Consider the following 24,190-nt stretch of genomic DNA (forward strand, 5'->3'; position numbering starts at 1 on the left):
AAACTTACCAATACTGATGTGATTATCAAGATTTAGTAAGTTTTATGATTCGGGAAGAGTTTGATGAGACGTTTTGCCCTGGGCATGATGACCAGCGCGGCTTTGATGGTCGGTCTGGCTAGTCAGGTGCAAGCAAGCAGCAGTAAAGACTACAGTAAGAGCACGAAGACCGATCTTGTGACCAAGATCATGGGGGATAAGAGCTACCAGGTCTATTCCTCGCTCAAACTGGAAGAGGTAACTAAGAAGGTCAAGACAAAGACCAAGGAAAAGAAGAAGTACACGGTTAAGAAGAAGGTCGCCTATAAGAAGAAGGGAAAGACCAAGTACAAGACAGTCAAGCAGGTCAAGTACAAGTGGGTGACCAAGACTGATTACAAGAACGTAAAGAAGAAGGAGTGGAAGTTTGGCAAGAAATTGACGGCTTCTTCTGACTTCAGATATTCTCATGTCCAGTCCAAGTCCTACAAGGTCAAAGGCGGCAAGCGCTACTACTACATCTACGTTGATGGCCGGCCAGTCGGCTACGTGAATGAGAAGGCTTTTGCCCTTTCTAAGGCTAATGTGGTCTCTAAGGTCAGCCTGGTCAACAACCCGTCTGACTCGGTTGGCTTTAATGCTGAAGACGCGATTAACTATGTAACTGACAAGCACGGCAGCCTGGTTGACAATGATTCAGTTGAGATCAGTTGCAAGTCTGCTAAATTGAATATTTCTGATACTGGCTATGTTTCCAGCAAGAAGGCCGGGACAGCAGTTTTGACCTTCAAGTATGGCAAGGCAAAGGCAACCAGCAAGCTGACGGTGCGGGGGGATGCAAAAGAAGGGATCAGTTCCGCCAATGTAACGCCGGTTAAAACTGACTTGCCAGAGATCAAGACCTGGTCAGCCAGTGACGGGGCCAGCATATCCTCGTCTTCAACTATTACTTCTGAAGACGCGGTTTCCAGTGCCCACAAATACTGGGCGACCAACATGTCTGGCAACACCAAAGGCGCGGATATTGAAACCATCTTCTATCATCCAGCAGTTTTGAGCGCGCCAGGTTCAAGCAACCTGGAGGCCAAGGTATCCAGTGCCGTTCAAGGGATTGATTTTTATGATAATGACCTGGTGACCAGCAACCTTGACTTAGGCCAGGCAGACAACCGGGAAGCCAGAGGCCACATGGTTTACTACAACATGCGGGGAGTCAGAAAGTACAACTGGCAGCTGATTCCAAGCAAGATGCTGAGCTTCAACACTTGGCTGAGCTACATCAAGAACGTCAAGGTCAGCCCATACATGAAGCTGGGCCATGGCCAGTCAGTCGGCAGCACCAAGAAGTACGTTTACGTTTTGGCCAACTGGAACCGGTCCAACAACTGGTCTAACTCCCAGGAACTGATCCGGGTCAAGAAGTCAACCATGGAAATTGACAAGATCTGGACTTTCAAGGTTTGGAACGGGTCAGCCAAGTACCCGCGGATTTTCCTTAACGCGGACGTGATTGACGACAATACCTTGATTGCTCTCTTCCACAATGCTTCTAAGCACCGCTATGAATACTGGAAGATTTCCAGAACTGGCGACAGCTTCAAGGCCAAGGAAGTTGGGGCAACCGGCAGCGACCTCATCAGCAATTCCGCTGAAGTTCAGGGCTTTGTCTGGGACAGTGCATATGACGTTTACTACATTGCCTTTAACGACTACCTCTTTAAGATCGGGGCAGGCTTAGATGGCGGAACGGATGCCGGTAAGCTTTTGAATTACTACAAGTTTGACACAGGCCGGGAGTTTGAAGGTTTGGGCAGCTACAAGGGTGAGCTCTACGTCAACTTGAACCATCCGACGGAAACTTTGAAAGTGGATCATATTACAAAATAGTTGAGTTTAATGATTGTGAGTATAAGAGGAATGAATTTGAAGAAGGTACTGGCCTTTTCAGCCGCAATTATGGCAGTTGCTTGTTTCTTTGAAGCTGGTCAGCCAGTTGCGGCCGCGAGTGAACAGCTGTCGACCAAGGTGATCGACGGGAAGAAAAACTACGGGATCTATTCCAGCTTAAGTCAGGTAAAAGTCAAGACTGGCAAGGGCAAGAAGAAAAAGACCAAGCTGGTCTGGAAGTTTGGCAAGAAAATGGCCAGCAGCAAGGAATTCAAGCTGGCTCACGTCCAGTCCAAATCTTACAAGCTCGTCCGGGGCAGACGGTATTACTATGTCTATGTTGATGGGCGGGGAGTCGGCTATGTCAGCGAGCGGGCTTTTGCCAGAAGCAAGATGTCTTTGGTTAAGAGTGTCAGCCTGGTCAATAATAAATTGGATACCAACGGCTTTGTGACGACTGATGCCATCAACTACGTGACAGACAAGCACGGCAGCGTAGTTGACGTTAACTCTGTGAAGCGGTCAGCTGACCGGATTTCTGAGAAAAAGCCAGGCCGCTACGTAGTAACTTACCGCTACGGCAAGGCCAGCGGGAAGGTCACGGTAACGGTTAGAAGCGATGCCAAAGAGGGCATTTCTAAGGCCGATGCCAAGTTGGGCAAGGGCGGCAATGTTGGCAAGACCTGGTTTCCAAGCCAGCTGGCTTTTAGAGGCAACTACAATGCCCAAGTCGCTCCGCACACTTACGTGGGGACTGACAAGCATGGCAAGAAGACGGCCAAATTGACTACCAAGTTTTATGAGCCAAATTCATTTAGCCTGCTGGAAGGCAGCCAGGAAACCAATGTCCGGGGCAATGTCCAGGGTTTGGATGTATATGGCCAGGACATGGTCACGACCAATTATTATGGCGGGCCTGAATCGTCTATGGACGGAGCCCGGGGCCACATGGTGCTTTACCACTTAAACCAGGTGCCAAAGTATGCCCTGCAGTATATTCCAACCAATACCTTGAATTACCAGCTTTGGAAGAATTACGTCAAGAGCATCAAGATCAGTCCCTACATCAAACTCGGCCATGGTCAGTCTGTTGGGTCTACGTCACGCTACATCTATGAACTGGCTAACTGGAACCATACCAAGAAACTGCGGTCAAACGAGCTTTTGCAAGTCGATAAGAAAGACATGCAGATCAAGCGGATCTGGACTTTTGCCGTAAGCAATGGCGAGCGGAAAAACAACCGCTACTTCTTAAACGCGGACGTGATTGACGACAATACCATGCTGGCCTTGTTCCATAGCAAGTCCAAGCACCGCTTTGAAATTTGGAAGATCACCCGGACAGGTAGCAGCTTCAAGGTTAAGGAAGCAGCCGCCACTAATGGTGACTTGATTTCCAACTCCAGCCAGGTGCAGGGTTTTACTTATAACGTTGCTCACAAGTGCTATTACATTGCCTTTAACGATTACCTGTTCAAGATCGATGCCAAAGGCAACCTGGTCAACTACTACCACTTCAATGCCAAACGGGAAGTAGAGGGTCTGGCTTCTTACAAATCGAAGATCTATATAGCCATGAACAAGCGGGCAGAAGTTTTCGACTCGAACATGGCGAAATAAGTCGGTCGGTTAATGAATAAATTTCTTTGTTAATAAGCGCTAAGCAGAAACATCTGCCTAGCGCTTTTTTAATCTGAAAATAATAGGCTAAAGACTATAAATAGTGGATTTTCCACCAAGAAATCTGTTCAACATTAGCAAAAAGTGAAGAAAATGATGGACTTTTTTTAGAAAGATGGTAAATTTAAGAGGTGTATTTAATCAGAAAAAATAAATATTTAGGGAGACAAATCAACTATTGGAGAAGACATGAAGAAATACAAATATATTTTTTACTACGTTAGCATCTTGTATACGATCGGGACCTCGCTATGGAGCGGAACGATCTACCTATTTATGCGGCACAATGGCTACAGCTACAGCCAGATCAATCTATTCTTAGAGATTTTCTGGCTGGTCACCTTCTTTGCCGAAATACCTTCTGGCTACATTGCTGACAAATTCGGATATCTGAAAACCATAATGGCCAGCGGGATCTTCAGAGCTGTAGGTTTGATAATTTTGGCACTCAGCCCCATGAACTTATTGTGGTTGACGGTCAGCGGGGTCTCGACCGCTTTGGGGGATTCCTTGCAATCGGGCACCATGACTTCCTGGATTGCCAACAAGGCCGTTGAGCATGGTGAAAAAGACCAGCTGGGCGCTATTTTCTCTGGCTACAGTATTATCGGCACGCCCTTGACCATGGCTGCCACCTTCGTTGGGGCTAATATTTTAGGCAATATCCGCCTGGACCTGCCTTTGCTTATCGGGGCAGCCTTTTTGCTCGCGACCAGTTTGACCATCATCCCACTCTTAAAATATGACAGCCAAAACCTGGCTGAGGCGGAAGAAGGGATGCCGAAGCTGAACCTGGTTGCCGATGTAAAATTTACGGTCAAGCAAGAACAGAAGACTTTTGCCTGGATCTTGCTTCTGCTTCCCGTGGCAATTATTTCAGCCGGCCCGCTTGACCAGTGGCAGATGTACTTTCAAAGAGGCAAGACCGTCAATTCTGGGACGATTTCTATCTTGATGAGTTTGTCCGGGATGCTGGCGATTTCCCTTTACAACCGCTATGTGTCCAAAAAGCCGCTGTCTAATAGAGGACAGACCCGCTTGATTGTTGTCAGCACGGTTATGATGGCTGCTACTTTGCTTGGCGTGGTTGGGTTGAAAAACTGGTATTATGGGTCTCTCGTCTTGTTCATGCTCCATACCATGTTTGGCAGTTTAGAAAATATGCTGGGCGGGATTGTTTTGCAAACGACGATCCAAACAGAGAACCGCCGGGCGACTATTATGTCTGTTGCCAATGCCTTGGACGCGGGCGCCGAAGTCGTGGTTTTGGCAATTAACGGCTTTTTGTCAGACCACTATGGCATCGGCTTTGCCTGGGTTAGTCTGGCTGCTGTCGGTTTGCTGATCTTTTTGCTAGCAATTTTTGGCATGCAGAGTAAAAAGTTGGAAGTTGAGGAAATTTAAATGGAGATTACAGGATTTTTCAAGGATGGCCGTCTACAGGTCATTCCCCGCAAGCAAAGGGCGAAAGATGCCTTGTTTGATGCTTTGATTGACCGATTTGAATTTGGCCGGGATTATACTGAAAAGGAAGTCAATGAAGTTTTGGCGGCAGTCTATGATGACTACGCTATTTTGCGCCGCTACTTGGTTGACACGGGCCGCTTGGAGCGGGACCCTTATGGCCATCATTACTGGCGGGCAGAAAAGGAAGATTGATTTTATGGCATTAAGACCACCTCTGGTGGTCTTTTTTCTTACGACTTTTTAACTAAAAACGAATGTTAATAAGAAACTCTTGGTAAATAGTTCATCTTTCTCTTTAAAAAAGTTTAGTTTTCTGTTATCCTAAGGGAAAGCAGACAGGAGGAATAATCGTGACTAGTAGAATCAGTGTTGTAATGGGCTCCAAGTCAGACTGGGGCTATATGCAGGAAGCTTGCAAGCTGCTCGACAAGTTCGGGGTTGACTACGACAAGCAGGTTATTTCAGCACACAGAATGCCGGAAGAAATGTTCGCTTTTGCCCAAAAGGCGGCCGAGAACGGCACTAAGGTGATCATCGCTGGTGCTGGCGGGGCTGCCCACCTGCCAGGCATGATTGCCGCCAACACTCCCTTGCCGGTAATTGGCTGCCCGGCCAAGACCAGCGCTTTAGGCGGGATGGACTCCCTTCTTTCCATCGTCCAAATGCCAGCCGGCATCCCTGTAGCGACGACCGCCATCGGCCCGGCCGGCGCCAAAAACGCGGCTCTTTTAGCCATGCAGATCTTAGGCATCGAAGACAAAGAACTCCAGCAAAAGATCGTGGACTACCGCAAGGAAATGCACGATCAAGCTAAAGAAAGCAGTGCAGACCTTGTCTATTAAAATCAAGCCCGGCCAAACTATCGGCATTATTGGCGGGGGACAATTAGGGCAAATGCTGGCTTTTGATGCCAAGGCCAGCGGAATGAAGGTCATCATCCTGGACCCAACTCCGGCTTGCCCGGCTGGCCAAGCCGCTGACGACCAGATCGTGGCTGAATACAGTGATATCGATGCTATCCATGAACTGGCCCGGCGAAGCGACGTCTTGACCTACGAATTTGAAAACGTGGACCTGGATGCCCTGGAAAGCGTCAAGGACCAAGTCTTTATCCCGCAGGGGACCAAGCTCCTTTACACGACCAACAACCGGATCCGGGAAAAGACTTTTATCCAAAGTGCCGGCTGTGAAGTGGCCAAGTTCAGAGCAGTCAAGAACCGGGCTGACCTGGACGCTGCTGTCAGCAGCCTCGGCCTGCCAGCTGTTTTAAAGACCTGTGAAGGCGGCTATGACGGCAAGGGCCAGGTCGTTTTGAAAGAAAATGCCGACTTGGACAAGACTGCTGACGTTTTAGCCTGCGGTGACTGCATCTTGGAAAAATTCGTCGACTTCCGCATGGAAGCCTCTGTCATGGTCGGCCGCAACTGCGATGGCCAAGTCACGGTCTTCCCGGTCAGCGAAAATATAAACCAGGGCGAAATCCTGCATGAAAGCATCGTGCCAGCCCGGATCTCACCGGACTTGGCCAAAGAGGCCCAGAACGCTGCTGTCAAGATCGCTGAAGCCATCGACTTGCGCGGGATCTTAGGCGTAGAAATGTTCGTCACTAAGGACGACAAAATCGTCATCAACGAACTAGCTCCCCGCCCGCACAATTCCGGTCACTACTCGATTGAAGCCTGCAACTTTTCCCAGTTTGCTGTCCACAACCGGGCAATTTGCAACTGGCCATTGCCAAAAATTAAGCTGCTCAGCCCGGTCGTCATGGTCAATGTTTTGGGTCAGCACGTGGCCGGAACCGAAAAGCTGATTGCTGAAAAGCCGCAGTGGTCCTTCCATGACTATGGCAAGGGCGAAGTCCGCAGAGACCGGAAGATGGGGCACGTGACGATCTTGACCGACGATGTCGACAAGACCCTGGCTGAGATTGCCGCGACCAAAGTTTGGGATGTATAATTAATAAGCAGATTATTGTTGATTTTTTAAAGGTGGAAAATAAATGATTGAACGCTATACCCGACCAGAAATGGGTGCCATTTGGACTGATGAAAAGAAGTATGAATGCTGGCTGGCAGTAGAAATCGCTGCTGACGAAGCTTGGTCCAAACTTGGCCACATTCCGGCAGAAGACGTGGAAAAGATCAAGAAAAACGCCAAGTTCAGCGTTGACCGCATCAACGAAATTGAAGCCGTGACCCACCACGACGTCATCGCCTTCACCCGGACCGTTTCTGAATCATTGGGGCCGGAAAAGAAGTGGGTGCACTACGGCTTGACCAGTACTGACGTGGTTGACACTGCCCAGGGCTACCAATTAAAGCAGGCTAACGACATCCTCCGCAAGGACATCCAGGACTTCATCGACATCCTGGCTAAGCGCGCCCTTGAATTCAAGGACACGGTTTGCATGGGCCGCACCCACGGCATTCACGCTGAACCAACTACTTTTGGCTTGAAGTTTGCCCGCTGGTACTCAGAAATGAAGCGGAACCAAGAACGCTTTGAACACGCTGCCCGCGGGGTGGAAGCCGGCAAGATCTCCGGTGCCGTCGGCACTTTCGCTGAGGTTGACCCGGAAGTTGAAGCATATGTCTGCAAGAAGCTGGGTTTGCGCGCTCAGGAAATTTCAACCCAGGTCCTGCCACGTGACCTGCACGCAGAATACATTGCCGCCATCGCCCTGGTCGCAACTTCTTTGGAAAACATCGCTACTGAAATCCGTTCTTTGCAAAGAACGGAAATCCATGAAGTTGAAGAACACTTCGCCAAGGGGCAAAAGGGTTCTTCTGCTATGCCGCACAAGCGCAACCCGATCGGTTCAGAAAACATCTGCGGGATGGCCAGAGTTCTCCGTGGCAATGTCGTAACTGCCTACGAAGACGTAACCCTCTGGCACGAAAGAGACATTTCCCACTCAGGTGCTGAACGGGTAATCCTGCCAGACAGCACCATTGGTCTTGACTACATGCTCAACCGGATGGGCAAGATCCTGGCCAACCTGGACGTCTTCCCGGAAACCATGAAGAAGAACATGGACAAGACTTTGGGCTTGATCTACTCCGGCCGTGTTCTGCTCAAGCTGGTTGAAAGCGGTATGAGCCGGGAAGCTGCCTACGACTTGATCCAGCCATATACGGCCAAGTGCTGGGCTGAACAAGTTCCATTCCGCCCTCTGCTTGAAGCAGACCCAACCATTCAAAAGCAACTGACTAAGGCTGATCTTGATGATGCCTTCGACTACCACTGGCACCTGCGCCACGTCGACGATATCTACAAGCGGCTGGGTTTGGAATAAGTGTAAAAAGACAATAATTTTTAGTGCGATCCGCAATATAAAAAGAATAGAGAAATTTAGATAATCAAAAGCGACTCATAAAATGAGCCGCTTTTTTGTTCGGCTTTTCTCTGATATCTCTTTTATTTTAAGATTATGTCCAAAAAGAATGAGATTGTTTCCGTTTGTAAGCGGAACATTAGCTAAAAATGTTCGCTAATCTCTTGACCAAACTTTTTTAAGTTGTTATCCTTAGTTCAAGAAAGAAATTACGAATAGTAATTCCTGTTTACATTATTATAGTTCGTGTTAATCGGAGGGTAAAAAATGGCAGAATTGCTTTATCAGGGTAAGACTAAGGAAATGTGGACCACTGACGATCCAGAAGTGCTCCGCGCTGTTTACAAGGATGACGCTACCGCGTTGGACGGCTTGAAGCACGACGTCTTCCAAAACAAGGGCGAACTTGACGCGGAAATTTCCAGTCTGGTTTTCGAATATTTGATGAAGCATGGGGTTAAGACGCACTTTATCAAGCGTCTGTCTAAAAACGAACAATTGGTCAAGAAGGTCAAGATGATTGACCTGGAAGTCGTTACCCGGAACATCGCGGCTGGATCATTCTGCAAGCGTTATGGCTTGAAAGAAGAAGGTGAGAAGCTGGACACCCCAGTTGAAGAACTCTTCATGAAGAGCGACGCCCTGCACGACCCGCTGATGAACGAATCAGACGCCATTGCCTTCCACCTGCTGACTCATGAAGAACATGAACAGATCTGGGAAATCTCCCGCCAGGTCAACCAGCTTTTGACCAAGCTGTTTGCCGAAGCAGGCATGCTGCTGGTTGACTTCAAGGTTGAATTCGGGACCCTGCCAAACGGCGAAGTTGTCCTGGCTGACGAATTCTCACCAGACAACTGCCGCCTGTGGGACATGGAAACCAAGGACCACATGGACAAGGATGTTTACCGCCGGCAAATCGGCAACCTGATCGATGTTTACGAAAGAGTTTTGGCCCGTTTGAAGGATGCTTTGGCCAAGGAGGATTAAGCAAATGACTACTGTACGGATTTACGTTACTTACAAGCAATCAGTTTTCGACCCGCAAGGTGAAGCCATCACCAACTCAATTCACTCTTTGGGCCACGATGAAGTCAAGGCAGTCAAGGTCGGCAAGTTCTTCGACGTAACTATTGAAGAAAAGGACAAGCCTGTAGCTGAAACTGTTAAGGAAATCTCTGAAGAGCTGCTGGTTAACTTCAATATGGAAACCTACAGCTACAAGATCTTGGAGGAAAAATAATGAAGTTTGCGGTAATCCAATTCCCGGGCTCAAACTGCGACATCGACCTCTACGAAGCCCTGCACACGGTTTGCGGCGCTGACGTGGCCTACGTTCCTTCAAAGGAAAGCAGCCTGGACGGCTTTGATGCTGTCATGCTGCCAGGGGGCTTTTCATACGGGGACTACTTGAGAGCCGGTGCTATTGCCCGCTTTACCAACATCATGCCAGCCATTGTCGAAATGGCCAAGGCTGGCAAGCCAGTTTTCGGGACCTGCAACGGTTTCCAGATCTTGACTGAAGCTGGCCTTTTGCCAGGGGCCTTGAAGAGAAATGACTCTTTGAAGTTTGTCTGCAAGACGGTTGAACTGGAAGTAGTCAACAACGACACCATTTTTACTTCCGAATACCAAAAGGGCGAGAAGATCAACCTGCCGATTGCGCACGCTGACGGCTCCTTCTACGCCGACCCGGAAACCTTGCAGAAGATTGAAGACAATGGCCAGGTCGTTTTCCGCTACTCAAAGGAAAACCCGAACGGCTCTTTGAACAATATTGCCGGGATCACCAACGAAAGAGGCAATGTCTTAGGGATGATGCCTCACCCGGAACGGGCAGTCGAAGCCCTCTTGGGCAACACCGACGGCTTGCGCCTGTTTAAGTCAATTTTGGACCACGCGGAGGTAAAAGCGTAATGATGCAGGAAATGACTCCAGAAGAAATCAAAGAAAAGAAGCCTTATCTCGATTGGAGCTTGTCTGAAGAAGAATACGACTACATCTGTGACAAGCTTTTGCACCGCTTGCCAAACTACACTGAAACCGGCCTTTTCTCAGCCATGTGGAGCGAACACTGCTCATACAAGAAGTCTAAGCCTGTTCTCCGTCTCTTCCCGACCAAGGGCCCGCGCATTTTGCAAGGGCCTGGTGAAGGGGCAGGGGTAGTTGACATTGGCGACGGCCAAGCAGTTGTTTTCAAGGCTGAAAGCCACAACCACCCAACTGCCGTTGAACCTTACCAAGGGGCAGCTACTGGCGTCGGCGGGATTCTCCGTGACGTCTTCAGCATGGGGGCGCGGCCAGTTGCAACTTTGGACTCTCTGCACTTTGGTGAATTAGATGACGCCCACACCCGCTGGCTCTTAAACGAAACTGTAGCCGGTATCGGCGGCTACGGCAACTGCATGGGCATTCCAACTGTCGGCGGTGAACTCACTTTTGACGACATCTACAAGGGCAACCCAGTCATGAACGCCATGAGCGTCGGCCTGTTGGACGTCAAGGACATGCAAAAGGGCCTGGCACAAGGTGAAGGCAACGCCGTGATGTACGTCGGGGCTAAGACAGGCCGTGACGGGATCCACGGGGCAACCTTTGCTTCTCACTCATTTGACTCAGAACACGAAAGCCAACGTTCAGCCGTTCAAGTCGGCGACCCGTTTATGGAAAAGCTGCTGCTTGAAGCCTGCCTAGAATTGACCCAAAAGCACGCTGACTGGCTGGTCGGCATCCAGGACATGGGGGCAGCCGGGATCGTTTCCTCAAGTTCAGAAATGGCTTCAGAAGGCAAGTCCGGCATGGAACTGAACCTGGACCAGGTACCGCAAAGAGAAAGCGGGATGTCTGCTTACGAAATCATGCTGAGCGAATCCCAGGAAAGAATGCTGCTTTGCGTTAAGAAGGGCCACGAAGAAGACGTTAAGAAGATTTTTGACTTCTACGACCTTGACGCCGTTGTTATCGGCCGGATTACCAGCGGCCACAACTACGTTTTGCGCCACCACGGCGAAGTAGTCTGCGACATCCCGGTAACCAGCCTGACTGAAGACGTTTTGGAAGAGCCAAGCGAAGAAAAGCAGCCGCAGCACATGATCGATGACGCGGCTAAGCCTGCCTGGGAACCAGAGATTACTGATTTGGCCAAGACTTTCAAGCAGATGCTGGCCCAGCCAACCATCGCTTCTAAGGAAATGTTCACCCAGACTTACGACTCCATGGTTAGAACCAGTACGGTTGTAGGGCCTGGTGAAGATAGCGGCGTTTTGCGGGTCCGCGGCACCCACAAGGGGATTGCCATGACCACTGACGGCAATGGCCGTTTCATCTACCTGGATCCGGAAATCGGGGGCAAGCGGGCCGTTGTTGAAGCTGCAAGCAACATCATCGCCAGCGGGGCAGAACCTCTGGCCATCACTGACTGCTTGAACTTCGGGAACCCGAACGAACCAGAAGTCTTCTGGGAACTTCACCACTCAGTCATGGGGATTGCCAAGGCCTGCGAAGTTCTGGAAACTCCAGTTGTTTCCGGGAACGTTTCCCTGTACAACGAAACTGACGACAAGTCCATCTACCCAACGCCAATGGTCGGCATGGTCGGTCTGGTCAAGAACCTGGACCACCTGGTCAGAGACAGCTTCCAGGAAGAGGGCGACGACCTTTACCTGGTTGGCCAAACCGGGGCAGACTACGCCGGTTCAGAACTGCAAAAGATGCTGACTGGGGAAATCTCCGGCTCTTTGAACGATTTGGACTTGGACCACATTAAGGGCTACCAAAAGCGGCTCTTGGCCCAAATGGAAGCCGGCCACGTAGCCAGTGCCCACGACTTAAGCGAAGGCGGCCTGGCGGTCAGCCTGGCTGAAAGCAGCTTTGGCCACGGCATCGGGGCAGAAGTTGCCTGCGACTTGACCAGTGCTGAACTTTTCAGCGAAACTCCAGGCCGCTTCCTGGTCAGCGTGCCAAGCGAATACTCAGCTGAATTCGCTGCTGCTTTGGCCGGCGACGCGGTCAAGCTCGGCCAAACTGCTGGCGACAGCTTGAAGCTGACTTTGAAGGACCAAGCAGCTGACTTACCGGTAGCTGAATTGAAGCAAATTTGGGAGGAAGCCCTGCCATGCCTTATGAAATCAAAGGATTAAACGAAGAATGCGGCGTTTTCGGGATCTACAACGTTCCTGACGCGGCTAACGTGACCTACTTCGGTCTCCATGCCCTCCAGCACCGGGGCCAGCAGGGGGCCGGGATCGTGGCCAGTGACGGGCAGAAGCTCCGTCAGTTCCGGGACCGCGGTCTCTTGTCAGAAGTTTTCTCCAACCCAGCTGACCTGGACTTTTTGAAGGGGAACATGGCTATCGGCCACGTCCGTTACGGTACTGCCGGTTCAGATTCCCTGGCCAATGTCCAGCCCTTCCTTTTCCACTTCCAGGACGGGGAAATCGCTCTTTGCCACAATGGGAACTTGACCAACGCCCAGACTTTGAAAAAGCGCCTGGAAGATTCCGGGTCAGTCTTCCAGTCAAGCTCGGATACGGAAGTCTTGATCCACTTGATTCGGCGCAAGGTTCGCATGCCGTTTATTGAAGCCTTGAAGGCCAGCTTGAACGAGGTCAAGGGGGGCTTTGCCTTCCTCTTGATGACTAATGACACCCTTTATGCAGCCCTTGACCCTAACGGCTTCCGACCGCTGGTTTTAGGCCAGATGGACAATGGCAGCTATGTCGTGGCCAGCGAATCCTGCGCCCTTGACGCGGTACACGCCAAGCTGGTCCGGGACGTGCAGCCAGGTGAGCTTATTATCATCAACAAAGACGGGATCAAGATCGACCACTATACGACTGAAACCCAGCTGGCCGTCTGCTCAATGGAATACATCTACTTTGCCCGGCCGGACTCCATCATCCACGGGGTCAACATCCACACCGCCAGAAAGCGGATGGGGATGCTGCTGGCCAAAGAACAGCCAGCTCCAGAAGATGCCGACATGGTCATTGGTGTTCCAAACTCCTCACTCTCAGCAGCGACTGGTTATGCTGAAGCAGCTGGATTGCCTTATGAAATGGGTTTGATCAAGAACCAGTACATTGCCCGGACCTTCATCCAGCCAACCCAGGCTCTGCGTGAGCAGGGGGTTAAAATGAAGCTGGCTCCGGTCCGCGGGGTGGTCAGCGGCAAGAATATCGTGGTCGTTGACGACTCAATCGTCCGCGGGACGACTTCCCGGCAGATCGTGCAGATGCTGAAAGAAGCCGGCGCCAAGTCGGTGCACATGCGGATTGCTTCTCCGCCTTTCAAGTACCCGCACTTCTACGGGATCGACATTTCTGAAAGAAAAGACTTGATGGCGGCCAAATACAGCGTCAGCGACATGTGCAAGCTGATCGGGGCTGACAGCCTGGGCTTTTTAAGCATTCCAAGCCTGATCAAGGCGGTTGACATGCCAGATGCCGGCGACGCGCCAAATGGTGGTTTAACTGTAGCCTACTTTGACGGCAAGTACCCGACTCCTTTGTACGACTACGAAAACCAAATCAAGGAACCACTGGACGTTGAACCGGTCGAAGAAATTTTAAAGAAGCAAAACAGAGGTGAATGATCGTGAATCGCTATAAGGATGCAGGCGTTGACGTCAATGCCGGCTATGAATTGGTACGGCGGATCAAGGGGGCGGTAGCCTCAACCAAGCGGCCGGGTTACGTTGGCAATATCGGCGGCTTTGGCGGCCTGTTTGACCTTGATTCCCTAGGCTATGACCACCCGGTCCTGGTTTCCGGGACTGATGGTGTCGGTACCAAGCTGATGATTGCCCAAAAGATGGACAAAAATGACACTGTCGGTATTGACGTCGTAGCCATGTGCGTCAACGATGTCCTGGCTCAAGGGGCAGAACCGCTTTTCTTCCTGGACTACATCGCCTGCGGGCACAACGATCCAGCCCTCCTGGCTTCAGTTGTCCAAGGCGTGGCTGAAGGCTGCAAGCAGGCAGGCGCCAGCTTGATCGGCGGGGAAACCGCGGAAATGCCAGACATGTACGCGCCAGATGAATATGACCTGGCCGGCTTTACGGTTGGGGTAGCGGAAAAAGACCGCCTTTTGTCAGTTGACACTCCGCAAGCTGGGGACGTTCTCTTGGGCCTGGCTTCAAGCGGGGTTCACTCCAACGGCTTTTCACTGGTCCGCAAGATTCTCTTTAAGGACCATGACGTCAAGCTGACTGACACGCCAGCTGAATTAAAGGGCAAGAGCGTGGGTGAAAGCCTGCTGGCTCCGACCAGAATCTATATCAAGTCTGTCCTGCCTTTGATCAAGCAAGGCCTGGTCCACGGCGTGGCCCACATTACGGGGGGCGGCCTCATTGAAAACGTGCCGCGGATGTTTAATGACGGCCTGGTGGCAGAAATTACCGCTGGCAGCTGGGAAGTTCCAGATGTCTTCAACTACCTCAAGCAAGTTGGCAATTTGTCAGATGATGACTGCTGGCAGACCTTCAACATGGGCCTGGGGATGATTCTGGCAGTTCCAGCTGACAAGAAGGAAGAGGCCAAGCGGCTGCTTTTGGAAAGCGGCGAAAAGGTCTTTGAAGTTGGCCGCTTGAGCCAGAGAACTGACGGCGAAAAGATCATTATCAAATAGGTGGCAGCGATGAAAGTAGCAATTTTTGCATCCGGCAACGGAACCAACTATGAAGTTCTGGCCGAATATTTTCAAAAGGGCGACCTGCCCGGCGAACTTGCCCTGCTCTTTTGTGACCACCCGGACGCTCCGGTGATCAAGCGGGCAGAAAAATTCCACACCCCGGTAGTGACCTTTACGGTCAAGTCCTGCGGCGGCAAGCAAAAGTACGAAGAAAAGATCCTCCAGGTTCTGCAGGATTACCAGATCGACTTTATTGCCCTGGCTGGCTACATGCGGGTAATCGGGCCAACGATTTTGAACGAATATGAAGGCAGAATCGTCAACCTCCACCCGGCATATTTGCCGGCTTACCCCGGCCTGCACTCAATTGAACGGGCCTTTGCCGACCACCCGGCTGAAACTGGGGTAACGGTTCACTATATCGACTCTGGCCTGGACTCTGGTCCGGCTATTGCTCAAAAGCACGTGCCCATTTACGATGACGACACGGTTGATACTCTGGAAGCAAGAATTCACGAATGTGAACACCACCTGTATCCGGAAGCCTTAAGAAAAGCTTTGCTGAAATTTGAAGAGGAGAACAAATAAATGAAGCGTGCACTTGTAAGTGTTTCAGACAAGACCAACCTGGTTCCTTTTGTCAAGGGCCTGGTAGCCAATGATTACGAAATCGTGTCAACTGGTGGTACCAAGCGCGTTTTGGACGAAGCCGGCATCCCAACCATTTCAGTTGAGGACGTGACTGGCTTCCCGGAAATCCTTGACGGCCGGGTTAAGACCTTGAACCCCTACATCCACGGCGGCCTCCTGGCCCGGCGGGAATTGCCTGAGCACGTGGCAACCTTGAAGGAACACAAGATTACGCCAATCGACCTGGTTTGCGTTAACCTTTACCCATTCAAGCAAACCATTGAAAAGCCTGACGTGACCCTGGCCGAGGCCATTGAAAACATTGATATCGGCGGCCCAAGCATGGTGCGGTCAGCTTCTAAGAACTACCGTGACGTAACTATTGTCGTTGACCAGGCCGACTATGACCAGGTTTTGGCTGAAATTGAAAAAGACGGCTCTACCAGCTTGGAAACCCGGGCTAAGTTGGCGGCCAAGGCCTTCCGCCTGACTGCTTCATACGATGCCTTGATCTCCCAATACTTGACTGAAAAGGCCGGCGAAACTGCCCCGGAAAAGCTGACTTTGACTTACGATTTAAAGGAAGCCATGCGCTATGGGGAAAACAGCCACCAAAAGGCCTGGCTCTACGAAGATGCCCTGCCAAAGGCCTTCTCAGTTCTGCAGGCTGAACAATTAAACGGCAAGCAGCTGTCCTACAACAACATCAAAGACGCTGATGAAGCCTTGAGATGTGTCCGCGAATTCAGCAAGCCGACTGTCGTAGCCATGAAGCACATGAACCCATGCGGGATCGGCCAAGGGGAAAGTTTGGAAGAAGCCTGGGACCGGGCATACGAAGCTGACCCTGTATCAATTTTTGGCGGGGTAATTGCCTTGAACCGGAAGGTTGACCTGGCAACTGCTGAAAAGATGCACAAGATCTTCCTGGAAATCATCATCGCGCCAGACTATGATGAAGATGCGTTGGCAGCTCTGAAGACCAAGAAGAAGAACCTGCGGATTCTCAAGCTGGACTTCAGCAAGAAGGATGAAGCAACCCGCAAGGAAACTGTTTCCGTCATGGGCGGTTTGCTGGTGCAAGACCAGGACGTTCTGGACGAAGACTTCGCTGACTGGGAATGCGTAACTGAAGCTAAGCCAACGCAAGAACAGCTGGAAACTCTCCTCTTTGCCTGGAAGGCCGTCAAGCACACCAAGTCCAACGCCATCGTCGTGGCCAACAACGAACGGACTCTGGGCGTTGGCGCCGGCCAGCCAAACCGGATCGACTCTGAAAAGATTGCCATCGACCACGCGGCAGAAGCCTTGGATGACCGGTCAGTCATTGCTAGCGACGCCTTCTTCCCATTCAGTGACTGCGTTGAATACGCCGGCAAGCACGGCATCAAGGCAATCGTGCAGCCAGGCGGGTCTGTCCGTGACCAGGAATCCATCGACATGGCCAACAAGTATGGCATTGCCATGGTCTTCACCGGCGTTCGTCACTTTAGACACTAAAAGGGCTGATAAAAATGAAAGACAAGCTGAAAATTTTGGTAGTCGGGTCTGGTGGCCGGGAATTCGCCGTCGCCCGCGCTTTGAAGAAGAGCCCGCACGTTGCTGAAGTCTTCTGTGCTCCGGGCAACTCCGGCATGGCCGCGATCGGCGTTAAAGCCACTGGCATTCCAGAAGATGATTTCAAGGCCTTGAAGGACTTTGCTATTAAGGAAGATATTGCCTGGACCTTTGTCGGGCCAGAAGATGCCTTAGTAGCCGGGATCGTTGACTACTTCCACGCTTTTGACTTAAAAATCTTCGGGCCAAATGCCAGAGCAGCCCAGTTGGAAGGTTCAAAAGACTATGCTCTGCAGTTCATGGAAAAATACCAGGTGCCGCACCCGCGCTACGAAACCTTCCAAACAGCAGAAAAGGCCATCGCTGCCTTGCCAGACTTTGGCCTGCCAGTCGTTTTGAAAGAAGACGGCCTGGCTGGCGGGAAAGGCGTGGTTATTGCTGAAGACCAGGAAACGGCAGAAAGTACTTTGACGGAAATGTTTGCCAAGGGTCAAAAGCAGGTTGTTCTTGAAGAATTCCTGACTGGCCCTGAATACTCCGTCTTTGCCGTCATGCAAGGTGGCAAGTACCGTCTCCTGCCCTTGGCTCAAGACCACAAGCGGGCCTATGACGGCGATAAGGGGCCAAACACTGGCGGGATGGGGTCATACAGCCCGGTTCCGCAATTGAGCCAGGCTGAATACCAAGAAATCGTTGACCAGTTGGTTGAGCCAACGGCCAAGGGCCTTCTTGCAGGCGGCTATGACTACCACGGCGTTTTGTACCTGGGCCTCATGATGACCAAGCAGGGGCCGAAGATGATCGAATACAACGTCCGTCTTGGCGACCCGGAAACGGAAGTTGTATTGCCACGCTTGAAGAGCGACTTTGCTGAACTGGTTGATGCCAACGTGAATGACGAGGAAATGCCAGCCGTTGAAGAAAAGGATGAGGCAGTCCTTGGCGTCATTTTGGCCGCTGAAGGCTATCCGAAAAAGCCACTTAAGGGGCAAAAACTAGGCCAATTGCCAGCAGAAGAGGGTATTTACGTTGACTATGCCAACGTAACCGGCCCAGCTGACGATTTGGCTGGCAGCGGCGGCCGGATCTTGATGGTCCGGGCAGAAGCTGCTGACTTAAAAGAAGCGCAAGAGCACGTTTATGCCTACTTGGCCAAGCTGGATATCCCGCAGACTTTCTACCGGCGCGATATCGGCTACCGGGCAACCGGCAAGAAGTTTTAAAGCTAGAAAAAGGAGCCATTGGCTCCTTTTTCTGTTGCCTAAAAACAAAAATTAAACAAAAATGATAAATGAGCTTGACATTAAGACAAAAGTTAAATAAAATAAAAGCAACTTAAAATTAAAAGGAGCTGAGAATTATGAAATATCAAATGTGTCAACAAATGAATAATGCCATGCTGTTCTCAGCTGCCGTCATTACTCTCTTGCAAATTATGTAGAGCTCTGTGTGAGCTCTTCTTCGTCTGCATTTGTGAGTGAGCTCAATGATCCGGATTAAGAGTCTTCACTCACGAGATGAGTGAAGACCTTTTTAATTTAGGTTTAAGTGATAATCAAGAATCAGAAGTCTAATATATTTGATTGAAATGGGGAAACCGTCATGAAATTTAAGAAAGCTTTCGGCTTAGCCGCCGCAACCATGATGTCCGCCGCAGCCCTGACCGGTTGTGCAACCGCCAAGACCAGCTCAACTGCCGGCAACAAGTCCAGTGACAACACGATCAGAATCGGGGTCAACCTGGAACTTTCCGGTTCAGTTGCCAGCTACGGCCAGCAAGAAAAGAAGGGGGTTGCTTTAGCTGCTCAAGAAATCAACAAGAAGGGTGTCAAGATCGGCGGCAAAACTTATAAGGTTAAGCTGTATATCAGCGATAACAAGTCATCCACTTCAACTGCCGCTTCTGTAGCTGCCCAAATGGCCAACAGCGACAAGATCGTTGCCCAAGTCGGCCCGGCAGCTACGGCTTACGCTACTGCTTCAATCGCCAACCTGACCAAAGCGGGCGTGCCAATGGTTGGTCCATCAGCAACCGCTGCTGAATTCACTCAAACCAAGAGCGGGCAGACGCAAAAGTACGCTTTCCGTGCTTGCTTCATCGACCCGTTCCAAGGCAAGAAGGCTGCTGACTTCATGTACAACACTTTAAAGAAGAAGAGCGTGGCCATCATGGCTGACAACTCAACCGACTACGGTACTGGTCTGACCAAGTCCTTCACCAAGGAATTCAAGAAGCTTGGCGGCAAGATCGTCACTACTCAATACTTCCAGTCAGGTGACAAGGACTTCAACTCAACCCTGACTACCATCAAGGGTAAAAAGCCAGAAGCAATCTACCTGCCAGGCTACTACACTGAAATCGGTCTGGTCCTCAAGCAGGCCCGGGAAATGGGCTTAAACGTTCCAGTTGTTGGTGCTGACGGCATGGGCTCACCAAAGCTTGCCCAAATCGCCGGCAACAAGAACGCAACCAACGTTTACTACACTACCCACTTCTCAACCAAGTCCAAGGAACCAGAAGTTGTTAAGTTCCTGAAGGCTTACAAGGCTAAGTACGGTGAAGAACCGGCAACCTTCAGCTCCCTGGCTTACGACTCAGTTTACATGATCGTCGACGCTGCCAAGAACGAAGGCGAAGTATCTTCAAGCGCTATCCAAAAGGGCCTGGCAAACCTGAAGAACTTCAAGGGCGTAACTGGGAACATCACTATGGACTCCAAGCACAACCCGCAAAAGTCAGTCGTTGTTGAACAAATGACCAACGGCAAGGTATCAAAGGCTTACACGGTTAAGTAATTAATTTTTGGATTTGATAATTTAGCCGGTAATGCCACAGGCAAGTCAAGGAGGTTTTAAACTTGCAAACATTTTTCCAGCAATTGATAAATGGGCTCTCCCTCGGCAGCATTTATGCTTTGCTGGCTTTGGGATACATGATCGTTTACGGGATCTCAAAGCTGCTTAACTTCGCTCACGGGGACGTCTACATGCTAGGTGCTTACTGGGGTTACTACACGATCAACTACCTGCACTTTGGCTTTATCACCGCCTTGATCACGGCTATGATTGTCTGTGGCTTGGCCGGCGTGATTATTGAAGCAGTTGCCTACCGGCCGCTGAGAAACGCGCCCCGAGTTGCTGCTTTGATTACGGCCATTGGTGTTTCATTCTTCCTTGAAAACGGGATGTCCTACCTGGTAACTTCAGACACGCGGAATTTCCCGCAGGTCATCAAGCGGAAGACTTTTGACCTGGGCGGGGTAACGATTTCCAACATTCAGCTGATCATCCTGGTTACTACTTTAGTTTTGATGCTGGGTTTGATGTACATCATCAACTACACCAAGACCGGGCGGGCCATGCGGTCAGTTTCAACTGACTACGACGCAGCCAGCTTGATGGGGATTAACATCAACCATACTGTTTCTATTACTTTCGCCCTGGGCAGCGCCCTGGCCGGGGCAGCCGGCGTTTTGATCGGCTTGTACTACAACTCAATTGACCCACTGATGGGGATGACGCCAGGGATCAAGGCCTTTGTTGCCGCCGTGCTCGGCGGGATCGGGTCCATCCCAGGGGCAGCTGTCGGCGGCTTCTTGATTGGCCTTCTGGAAACGGCCGTCCAGGCCATGGGCTTCTCAGCCTTCAGAGACGCAGCCGTCTACATCGTTTTGATTGTTATCCTGCTTGTCCTGCCAGGCGGTCTGTTTGGCAAGAAGCAAGTTGAAAAGGTTTAGGAGGAAGAAGTCAGATGAAGAAAAACTGGAAATACAATCTTTGCTGGCTGATCCTCATGGTGGCAGGTTTTTACCTGATCAACACCTTGATGCTGACCGGCGTGATCAATACCTTCATTGAAAACATGCTGGTAACGATTGGGATCAACATCATTCTGGCGGTCGGGTTGAACCTGGTCATCGGCTTTTCTGGTCAATTCTCATTGGGTCACGCGGGCTTCATGGCCCTGGGGGCATACGCCACCGGGATCATGACCCAGACGATGAATTCGGCAGGTGGCTTTTACCTGTCGATTCTGGTCGGGGTGGTTCTCGCGATTGTTGTTGCCCTCTTGGTCGGCATTCCGACCCTGCGCCTGCACGGTGACTACTTCGCCATTGCGACGATGGGGGCAGCGGAAATTATCAGAATCGTGATCAACAACATGAAGATCACCAACGGGGCAGCTGGTCTGTTTAACATTCCCCAGTTCGCGACCTGGGACGTGGTTTACATCTTTGTCTGCTTGACCACGATCGTGACTGTCAACTTTATTCACAGCCGGGACGGCCGGGCGGTTATTTCCATCCGGGAAAACGAAATCGCGGCTGAAGCCATGGGGGTCAACACGACTAAGTGGAAATTGTCAGCCTTCGTTTTAGGGGCAGCAACAGCTGCTATTGCCGGTTCCCTGTACGCTTCATACCTGCAGACAATCGTTCCGTCCAGCTTCGGGATCATGGAATCAATCAACATTTTGATCTTCGTGGTTCTTGGTGGTCTGGGCAGCATCACCGGGACCTTCGTGGCCACTACCCTCTTGGGTGTTTTGGACGCGGCTCTGCAAAGCCTGGGCGTTTTGCGGATGGTCTTCTACGCGGTCGCTTTGATCATCATCATGATCTTCAAGCCAGGCGGTCTGTTTGGCAAGTGGGAATTCTCTTTCAAGCGCCTTTTGACTAAAAAGCAAGACGGCGACATGAAAGAAGCCGGAAAAGAAAGCAAGTAGTGAGGAGGAACTGAAATGACAGAAGCTTTAAGCGCGGACCACATCACCAAAGTCTTTGGCGGTTTGACCGCGGTCGACGATGTTTCTCTGCACGTGGGCGAAAAAGAACTGGTTGCCTTGATCGGTCCTAACGGTGCCGGGAAGACCACCTTCTTCAACTGCCTGACCGGGGTGGCGCCAGCCACCACTGGTACGGTCAAAATCGGTGGCCAGGAAGTGAAGAAAAATACCAAGGCCTACAAGGTGGCGCAGATGGGTATTTCCAGAACCTTCCAGAACATCCGTCTCTTCAGCCAGTTGTCCGTTTTGGAAAACGTGCTGATTGCCTTGACCAACCATTACAAGGAAAACTTCTTGACGGCGGTTCTTCGGCTTCCAGCTTACTATAAGACGGAAGATGCCATGGAAGAGCGGGCCAAGGAATTGCTGAAGGATTTTGACCTGCAGGATGTCATGTACTTCCCTGCTGGCAGTCTCCCATATGGGACCCAGCGGAAGGTTGAAATTGTCCGGGCCCTGGCAACTGACCCAAAGATCATCTGCTTGGATGAACCAGCTGCCGGGATGAACCCGGAAGAAACGGCTGACTTGACCAGACTGATCAAGCGCCTGCAAACTGAATACGGGATTGCCGTCCTCTTGATCGAGCACGACATGTCCCTGGTCATGAACCTGGCGGAAAGAATCTATGTTTTGGCCGAAGGCAAGCTGCTGGCCACGGGGACGCCAAGTGAAATTCAAAACAACGAAGCCGTAATTAACGCATACCTCGGAGGTGGAGCAGATGCCTAAAGAAATTTTGAAAGTCGACCACCTCTCAGTCAATTACGGGGCAATCAAGGCCGTCCGCGACGTCAGCTTTGACATCAAGGAAGGTGAGATCGTGACTTTGATCGGGGCCAACGGGGCCGGCAAGTCGACCATTTTGAAGACGATCTCTGGTCTTTTGAAGCCGGCTGACGGCGACATTGTCTTTTTGGGCCAGTCCTTGTCCAAATTGACCGCGCCAAAGATCGTAGCTGCCGGAATTTCCCAGGTCCCAGAAGGCCGGCGGATTTTCGCCGGGATGACGGTTAAGGAAAACCTGCAGTTGGGCGCCTACCTCAGAAAGGATAAAGACGGGGTAGAAAAGGACATGGAAGCCATGTTCAAACGTTTCCCAATCTTGAAGGAACGGCTAAAGCAGGATGCCGCCACTCTTTCTGGTGGGGAACAGCAGATGTTGGCCATGGCCCGGGCCTTGATGGCGCGGCCAAAGCTGCTCTTGCTGGATGAACCCTCCATGGGTTTGGCGCCAATCTACATTCAAGAAATTTTTGACATTATTAAAAGCATCAACAAGGAAGGCATGACTGTCCTCTTGATCGAGCAGAATGCTCGGCAAGCCCTCAGCATTGCCAACCGGGGCTACGTTTTGGCTTCAGGTGAAGTCAAGATGACCGGCAGTGGGCAGGACCTGCTCAGCGACCCGGCCGTGCAAAAAGCCTACCTTGGTGGTTAAAAAATGACCTCTGAAATTAGGATCCTAATTTCGGAGGTTATTTTTTTCTTCAATTTTCGTTTCTAGGAAAAGCCGGCTCCTTCGGGTATAATTAAGCTTAGATTAAAGAAAATTCTGATAATGAGATTAGGCTTAATACAAAAAGGAGGAAAAAGATGGCGGGATTTAACACGCGGCTGGTTCACCAGCCAAGGCAAGACGACAATCAAACAGGAGCCGTGGCCGTGCCGGTTTACAAGGCAACAACTTTTGCCTACCCAAAGATCGGGGCGGCAGTAAAGTATGACTATTCCCGGTCGGGCAATCCAACCAGAAATGCCGTTGAAGAGCAACTGGCCAGCTTAGAGGGCGGTGACCGGGCCTTTGTTTTTGCCAGCGGGATGGCAGCGATTCACGCGGCTTTGGCGATTTTTGAAGCAGGGGACCATATCGTCATCGGTGATCAGATCTATGGGGGCACCTTCCGGATTGTCTACCAGTACTTCAAAGACCGGGGCTTGGATTTCACGGCGGTTGACACCAGGGATTTGGCGGCAGTGGAAAAAGCGATCCAGCCTAATACCAAGGCAATCTACTTTGAACCGGTGACCAACCCGCTCTTGCAGGTGACCCCGGTTGAGGGAATTGCCAAATTGGCTCATGAGCACGGCATTCTGGCCATTACCGACAACACTTTCCTCAGTCCTTATCTTTTGCGGCCGCTTGAATACGGTGCTGACCTGGTCGTGCACAGCGCGACCAAGTACCTGGCCGGACACTCCGACGTTAGTGCCGGGGCCGTGATTGCCAAGGGAGC

Annotated in this window: 22 protein-coding genes; all 22 read left to right on the top strand. The window is 50.9% G+C overall.

What is annotated here, in order from left to right:
* The first annotated feature begins 63 nt into the window (after positions 1-63).
* Entirely contained in the window at positions 64-1,866 is a 1,803-nt protein-coding gene (locus ACI32D_RS07530; RefSeq protein WP_439775968.1) for a hypothetical protein, read from the top strand.
* A 30-nt stretch (positions 1,867-1,896) separates the two neighbouring features.
* Positions 1,897-3,486: a hypothetical protein gene (locus tag ACI32D_RS07535; protein WP_439775969.1), complete on the top strand. Its 1,590-nt coding sequence runs from the start codon at positions 1,897-1,899 to the stop codon at positions 3,484-3,486.
* Between the two features lie 249 nt (positions 3,487-3,735).
* Entirely contained in the window at positions 3,736-4,950 is a 1,215-nt protein-coding gene (locus ACI32D_RS07540; protein WP_439775970.1) for an MFS transporter, read from the top strand.
* Complete coding sequence (locus ACI32D_RS07545; RefSeq protein WP_439775971.1) at positions 4,951-5,205, top strand: DUF2087 domain-containing protein; 255 nt, start codon at positions 4,951-4,953, stop codon at positions 5,203-5,205. It begins immediately after the preceding gene.
* Between the two features lie 182 nt (positions 5,206-5,387).
* Positions 5,388-5,855, top strand: a complete 468-nt coding sequence (gene purE / locus ACI32D_RS07550) for a 5-(carboxyamino)imidazole ribonucleotide mutase (protein ID WP_004560842.1) — start codon at positions 5,388-5,390, stop codon at positions 5,853-5,855.
* Positions 5,845-6,969 carry a 5-(carboxyamino)imidazole ribonucleotide synthase gene (gene purK, locus ACI32D_RS07555; RefSeq protein WP_439775972.1) on the top strand — a complete coding sequence of 375 codons (1,125 nt, stop codon included), beginning with the start codon at positions 5,845-5,847 and terminating at the stop codon, positions 6,967-6,969. The genes purE and purK overlap by 11 nt, the downstream gene beginning before the upstream one ends.
* 43 nt (positions 6,970-7,012) lie before the next feature.
* The gene (gene purB, locus ACI32D_RS07560) at positions 7,013-8,308 is read left to right on the top strand and encodes an adenylosuccinate lyase (RefSeq protein WP_439775973.1); all 1,296 of its coding nucleotides are present in this window, start codon (positions 7,013-7,015) and stop codon (positions 8,306-8,308) included.
* Positions 8,309-8,614: 306 nt separating this feature from the next.
* A complete protein-coding gene (gene purC / locus ACI32D_RS07565) occupies positions 8,615-9,337 on the top strand; it encodes a phosphoribosylaminoimidazolesuccinocarboxamide synthase (RefSeq protein WP_439775974.1) in 723 nt (240 codons plus the stop codon).
* Positions 9,338-9,341: 4 nt separating this feature from the next.
* A complete protein-coding gene (gene purS / locus ACI32D_RS07570) occupies positions 9,342-9,590 on the top strand; it encodes a phosphoribosylformylglycinamidine synthase subunit PurS (RefSeq protein WP_050890377.1) in 249 nt (82 codons plus the stop codon).
* Positions 9,590-10,264: a phosphoribosylformylglycinamidine synthase subunit PurQ gene (purQ, locus tag ACI32D_RS07575; protein ID WP_439775975.1), complete on the top strand. Its 675-nt coding sequence runs from the start codon at positions 9,590-9,592 to the stop codon at positions 10,262-10,264. Before purS ends, purQ begins: the two co-directional genes overlap by 1 nt.
* Positions 10,264-12,486, top strand: a complete 2,223-nt coding sequence (purL, locus tag ACI32D_RS07580) for a phosphoribosylformylglycinamidine synthase subunit PurL (RefSeq protein WP_439775976.1) — start codon at positions 10,264-10,266, stop codon at positions 12,484-12,486. Before purQ ends, purL begins: the two co-directional genes overlap by 1 nt.
* A complete protein-coding gene (gene purF, locus ACI32D_RS07585) occupies positions 12,462-13,940 on the top strand; it encodes an amidophosphoribosyltransferase (protein ID WP_439775977.1) in 1,479 nt (492 codons plus the stop codon). Before purL ends, purF begins: the two co-directional genes overlap by 25 nt.
* A 2-nt stretch (positions 13,941-13,942) precedes the next feature.
* Complete coding sequence (purM, locus tag ACI32D_RS07590; protein WP_439775978.1) at positions 13,943-14,977, top strand: phosphoribosylformylglycinamidine cyclo-ligase; 1,035 nt, start codon at positions 13,943-13,945, stop codon at positions 14,975-14,977.
* Between the two features lie 9 nt (positions 14,978-14,986).
* The gene (gene purN, locus ACI32D_RS07595) at positions 14,987-15,568 is read left to right on the top strand and encodes a phosphoribosylglycinamide formyltransferase (protein ID WP_439775979.1); all 582 of its coding nucleotides are present in this window, start codon (positions 14,987-14,989) and stop codon (positions 15,566-15,568) included.
* Entirely contained in the window at positions 15,569-17,110 is a 1,542-nt protein-coding gene (gene purH, locus ACI32D_RS07600; RefSeq protein ID WP_439775980.1) for a bifunctional phosphoribosylaminoimidazolecarboxamide formyltransferase/IMP cyclohydrolase, read from the top strand. It abuts the gene before it with no gap.
* Between the two features lie 14 nt (positions 17,111-17,124).
* Entirely contained in the window at positions 17,125-18,390 is a 1,266-nt protein-coding gene (gene purD, locus ACI32D_RS07605) for a phosphoribosylamine--glycine ligase (protein WP_439775981.1), read from the top strand.
* Positions 18,391-18,769: 379 nt separating this feature from the next.
* Positions 18,770-19,963, top strand: a complete 1,194-nt coding sequence (locus ACI32D_RS07610; protein WP_439775982.1) for an ABC transporter substrate-binding protein — start codon at positions 18,770-18,772, stop codon at positions 19,961-19,963.
* A gap of 62 nt (positions 19,964-20,025) precedes the next feature.
* On the top strand, positions 20,026-20,904 hold the full coding sequence (locus ACI32D_RS07615; RefSeq protein ID WP_439775983.1) for a branched-chain amino acid ABC transporter permease: 879 nt from the start codon (positions 20,026-20,028) through the stop codon (positions 20,902-20,904).
* Between the two features lie 14 nt (positions 20,905-20,918).
* The gene (locus tag ACI32D_RS07620) at positions 20,919-21,893 is read left to right on the top strand and encodes a branched-chain amino acid ABC transporter permease (protein ID WP_439775984.1); all 975 of its coding nucleotides are present in this window, start codon (positions 20,919-20,921) and stop codon (positions 21,891-21,893) included.
* Positions 21,894-21,908: 15 nt separating this feature from the next.
* Complete coding sequence (locus ACI32D_RS07625) at positions 21,909-22,685, top strand: ABC transporter ATP-binding protein (protein WP_439775985.1); 777 nt, start codon at positions 21,909-21,911, stop codon at positions 22,683-22,685.
* Positions 22,678-23,394: an ABC transporter ATP-binding protein gene (locus tag ACI32D_RS07630; protein ID WP_439775986.1), complete on the top strand. Its 717-nt coding sequence runs from the start codon at positions 22,678-22,680 to the stop codon at positions 23,392-23,394. Before ACI32D_RS07625 ends, ACI32D_RS07630 begins: the two co-directional genes overlap by 8 nt.
* A gap of 155 nt (positions 23,395-23,549) precedes the next feature.
* On the top strand, positions 23,550-24,190 hold a 641-nt coding region (locus ACI32D_RS07635), incomplete at its 3' end, for a trans-sulfuration enzyme family protein (RefSeq protein WP_439775987.1).

Source organism: Lactobacillus sp. (genome assembly GCF_051873315.1).
Lineage (GTDB): Bacteria > Bacillota > Bacilli > Lactobacillales > Lactobacillaceae > Lactobacillus.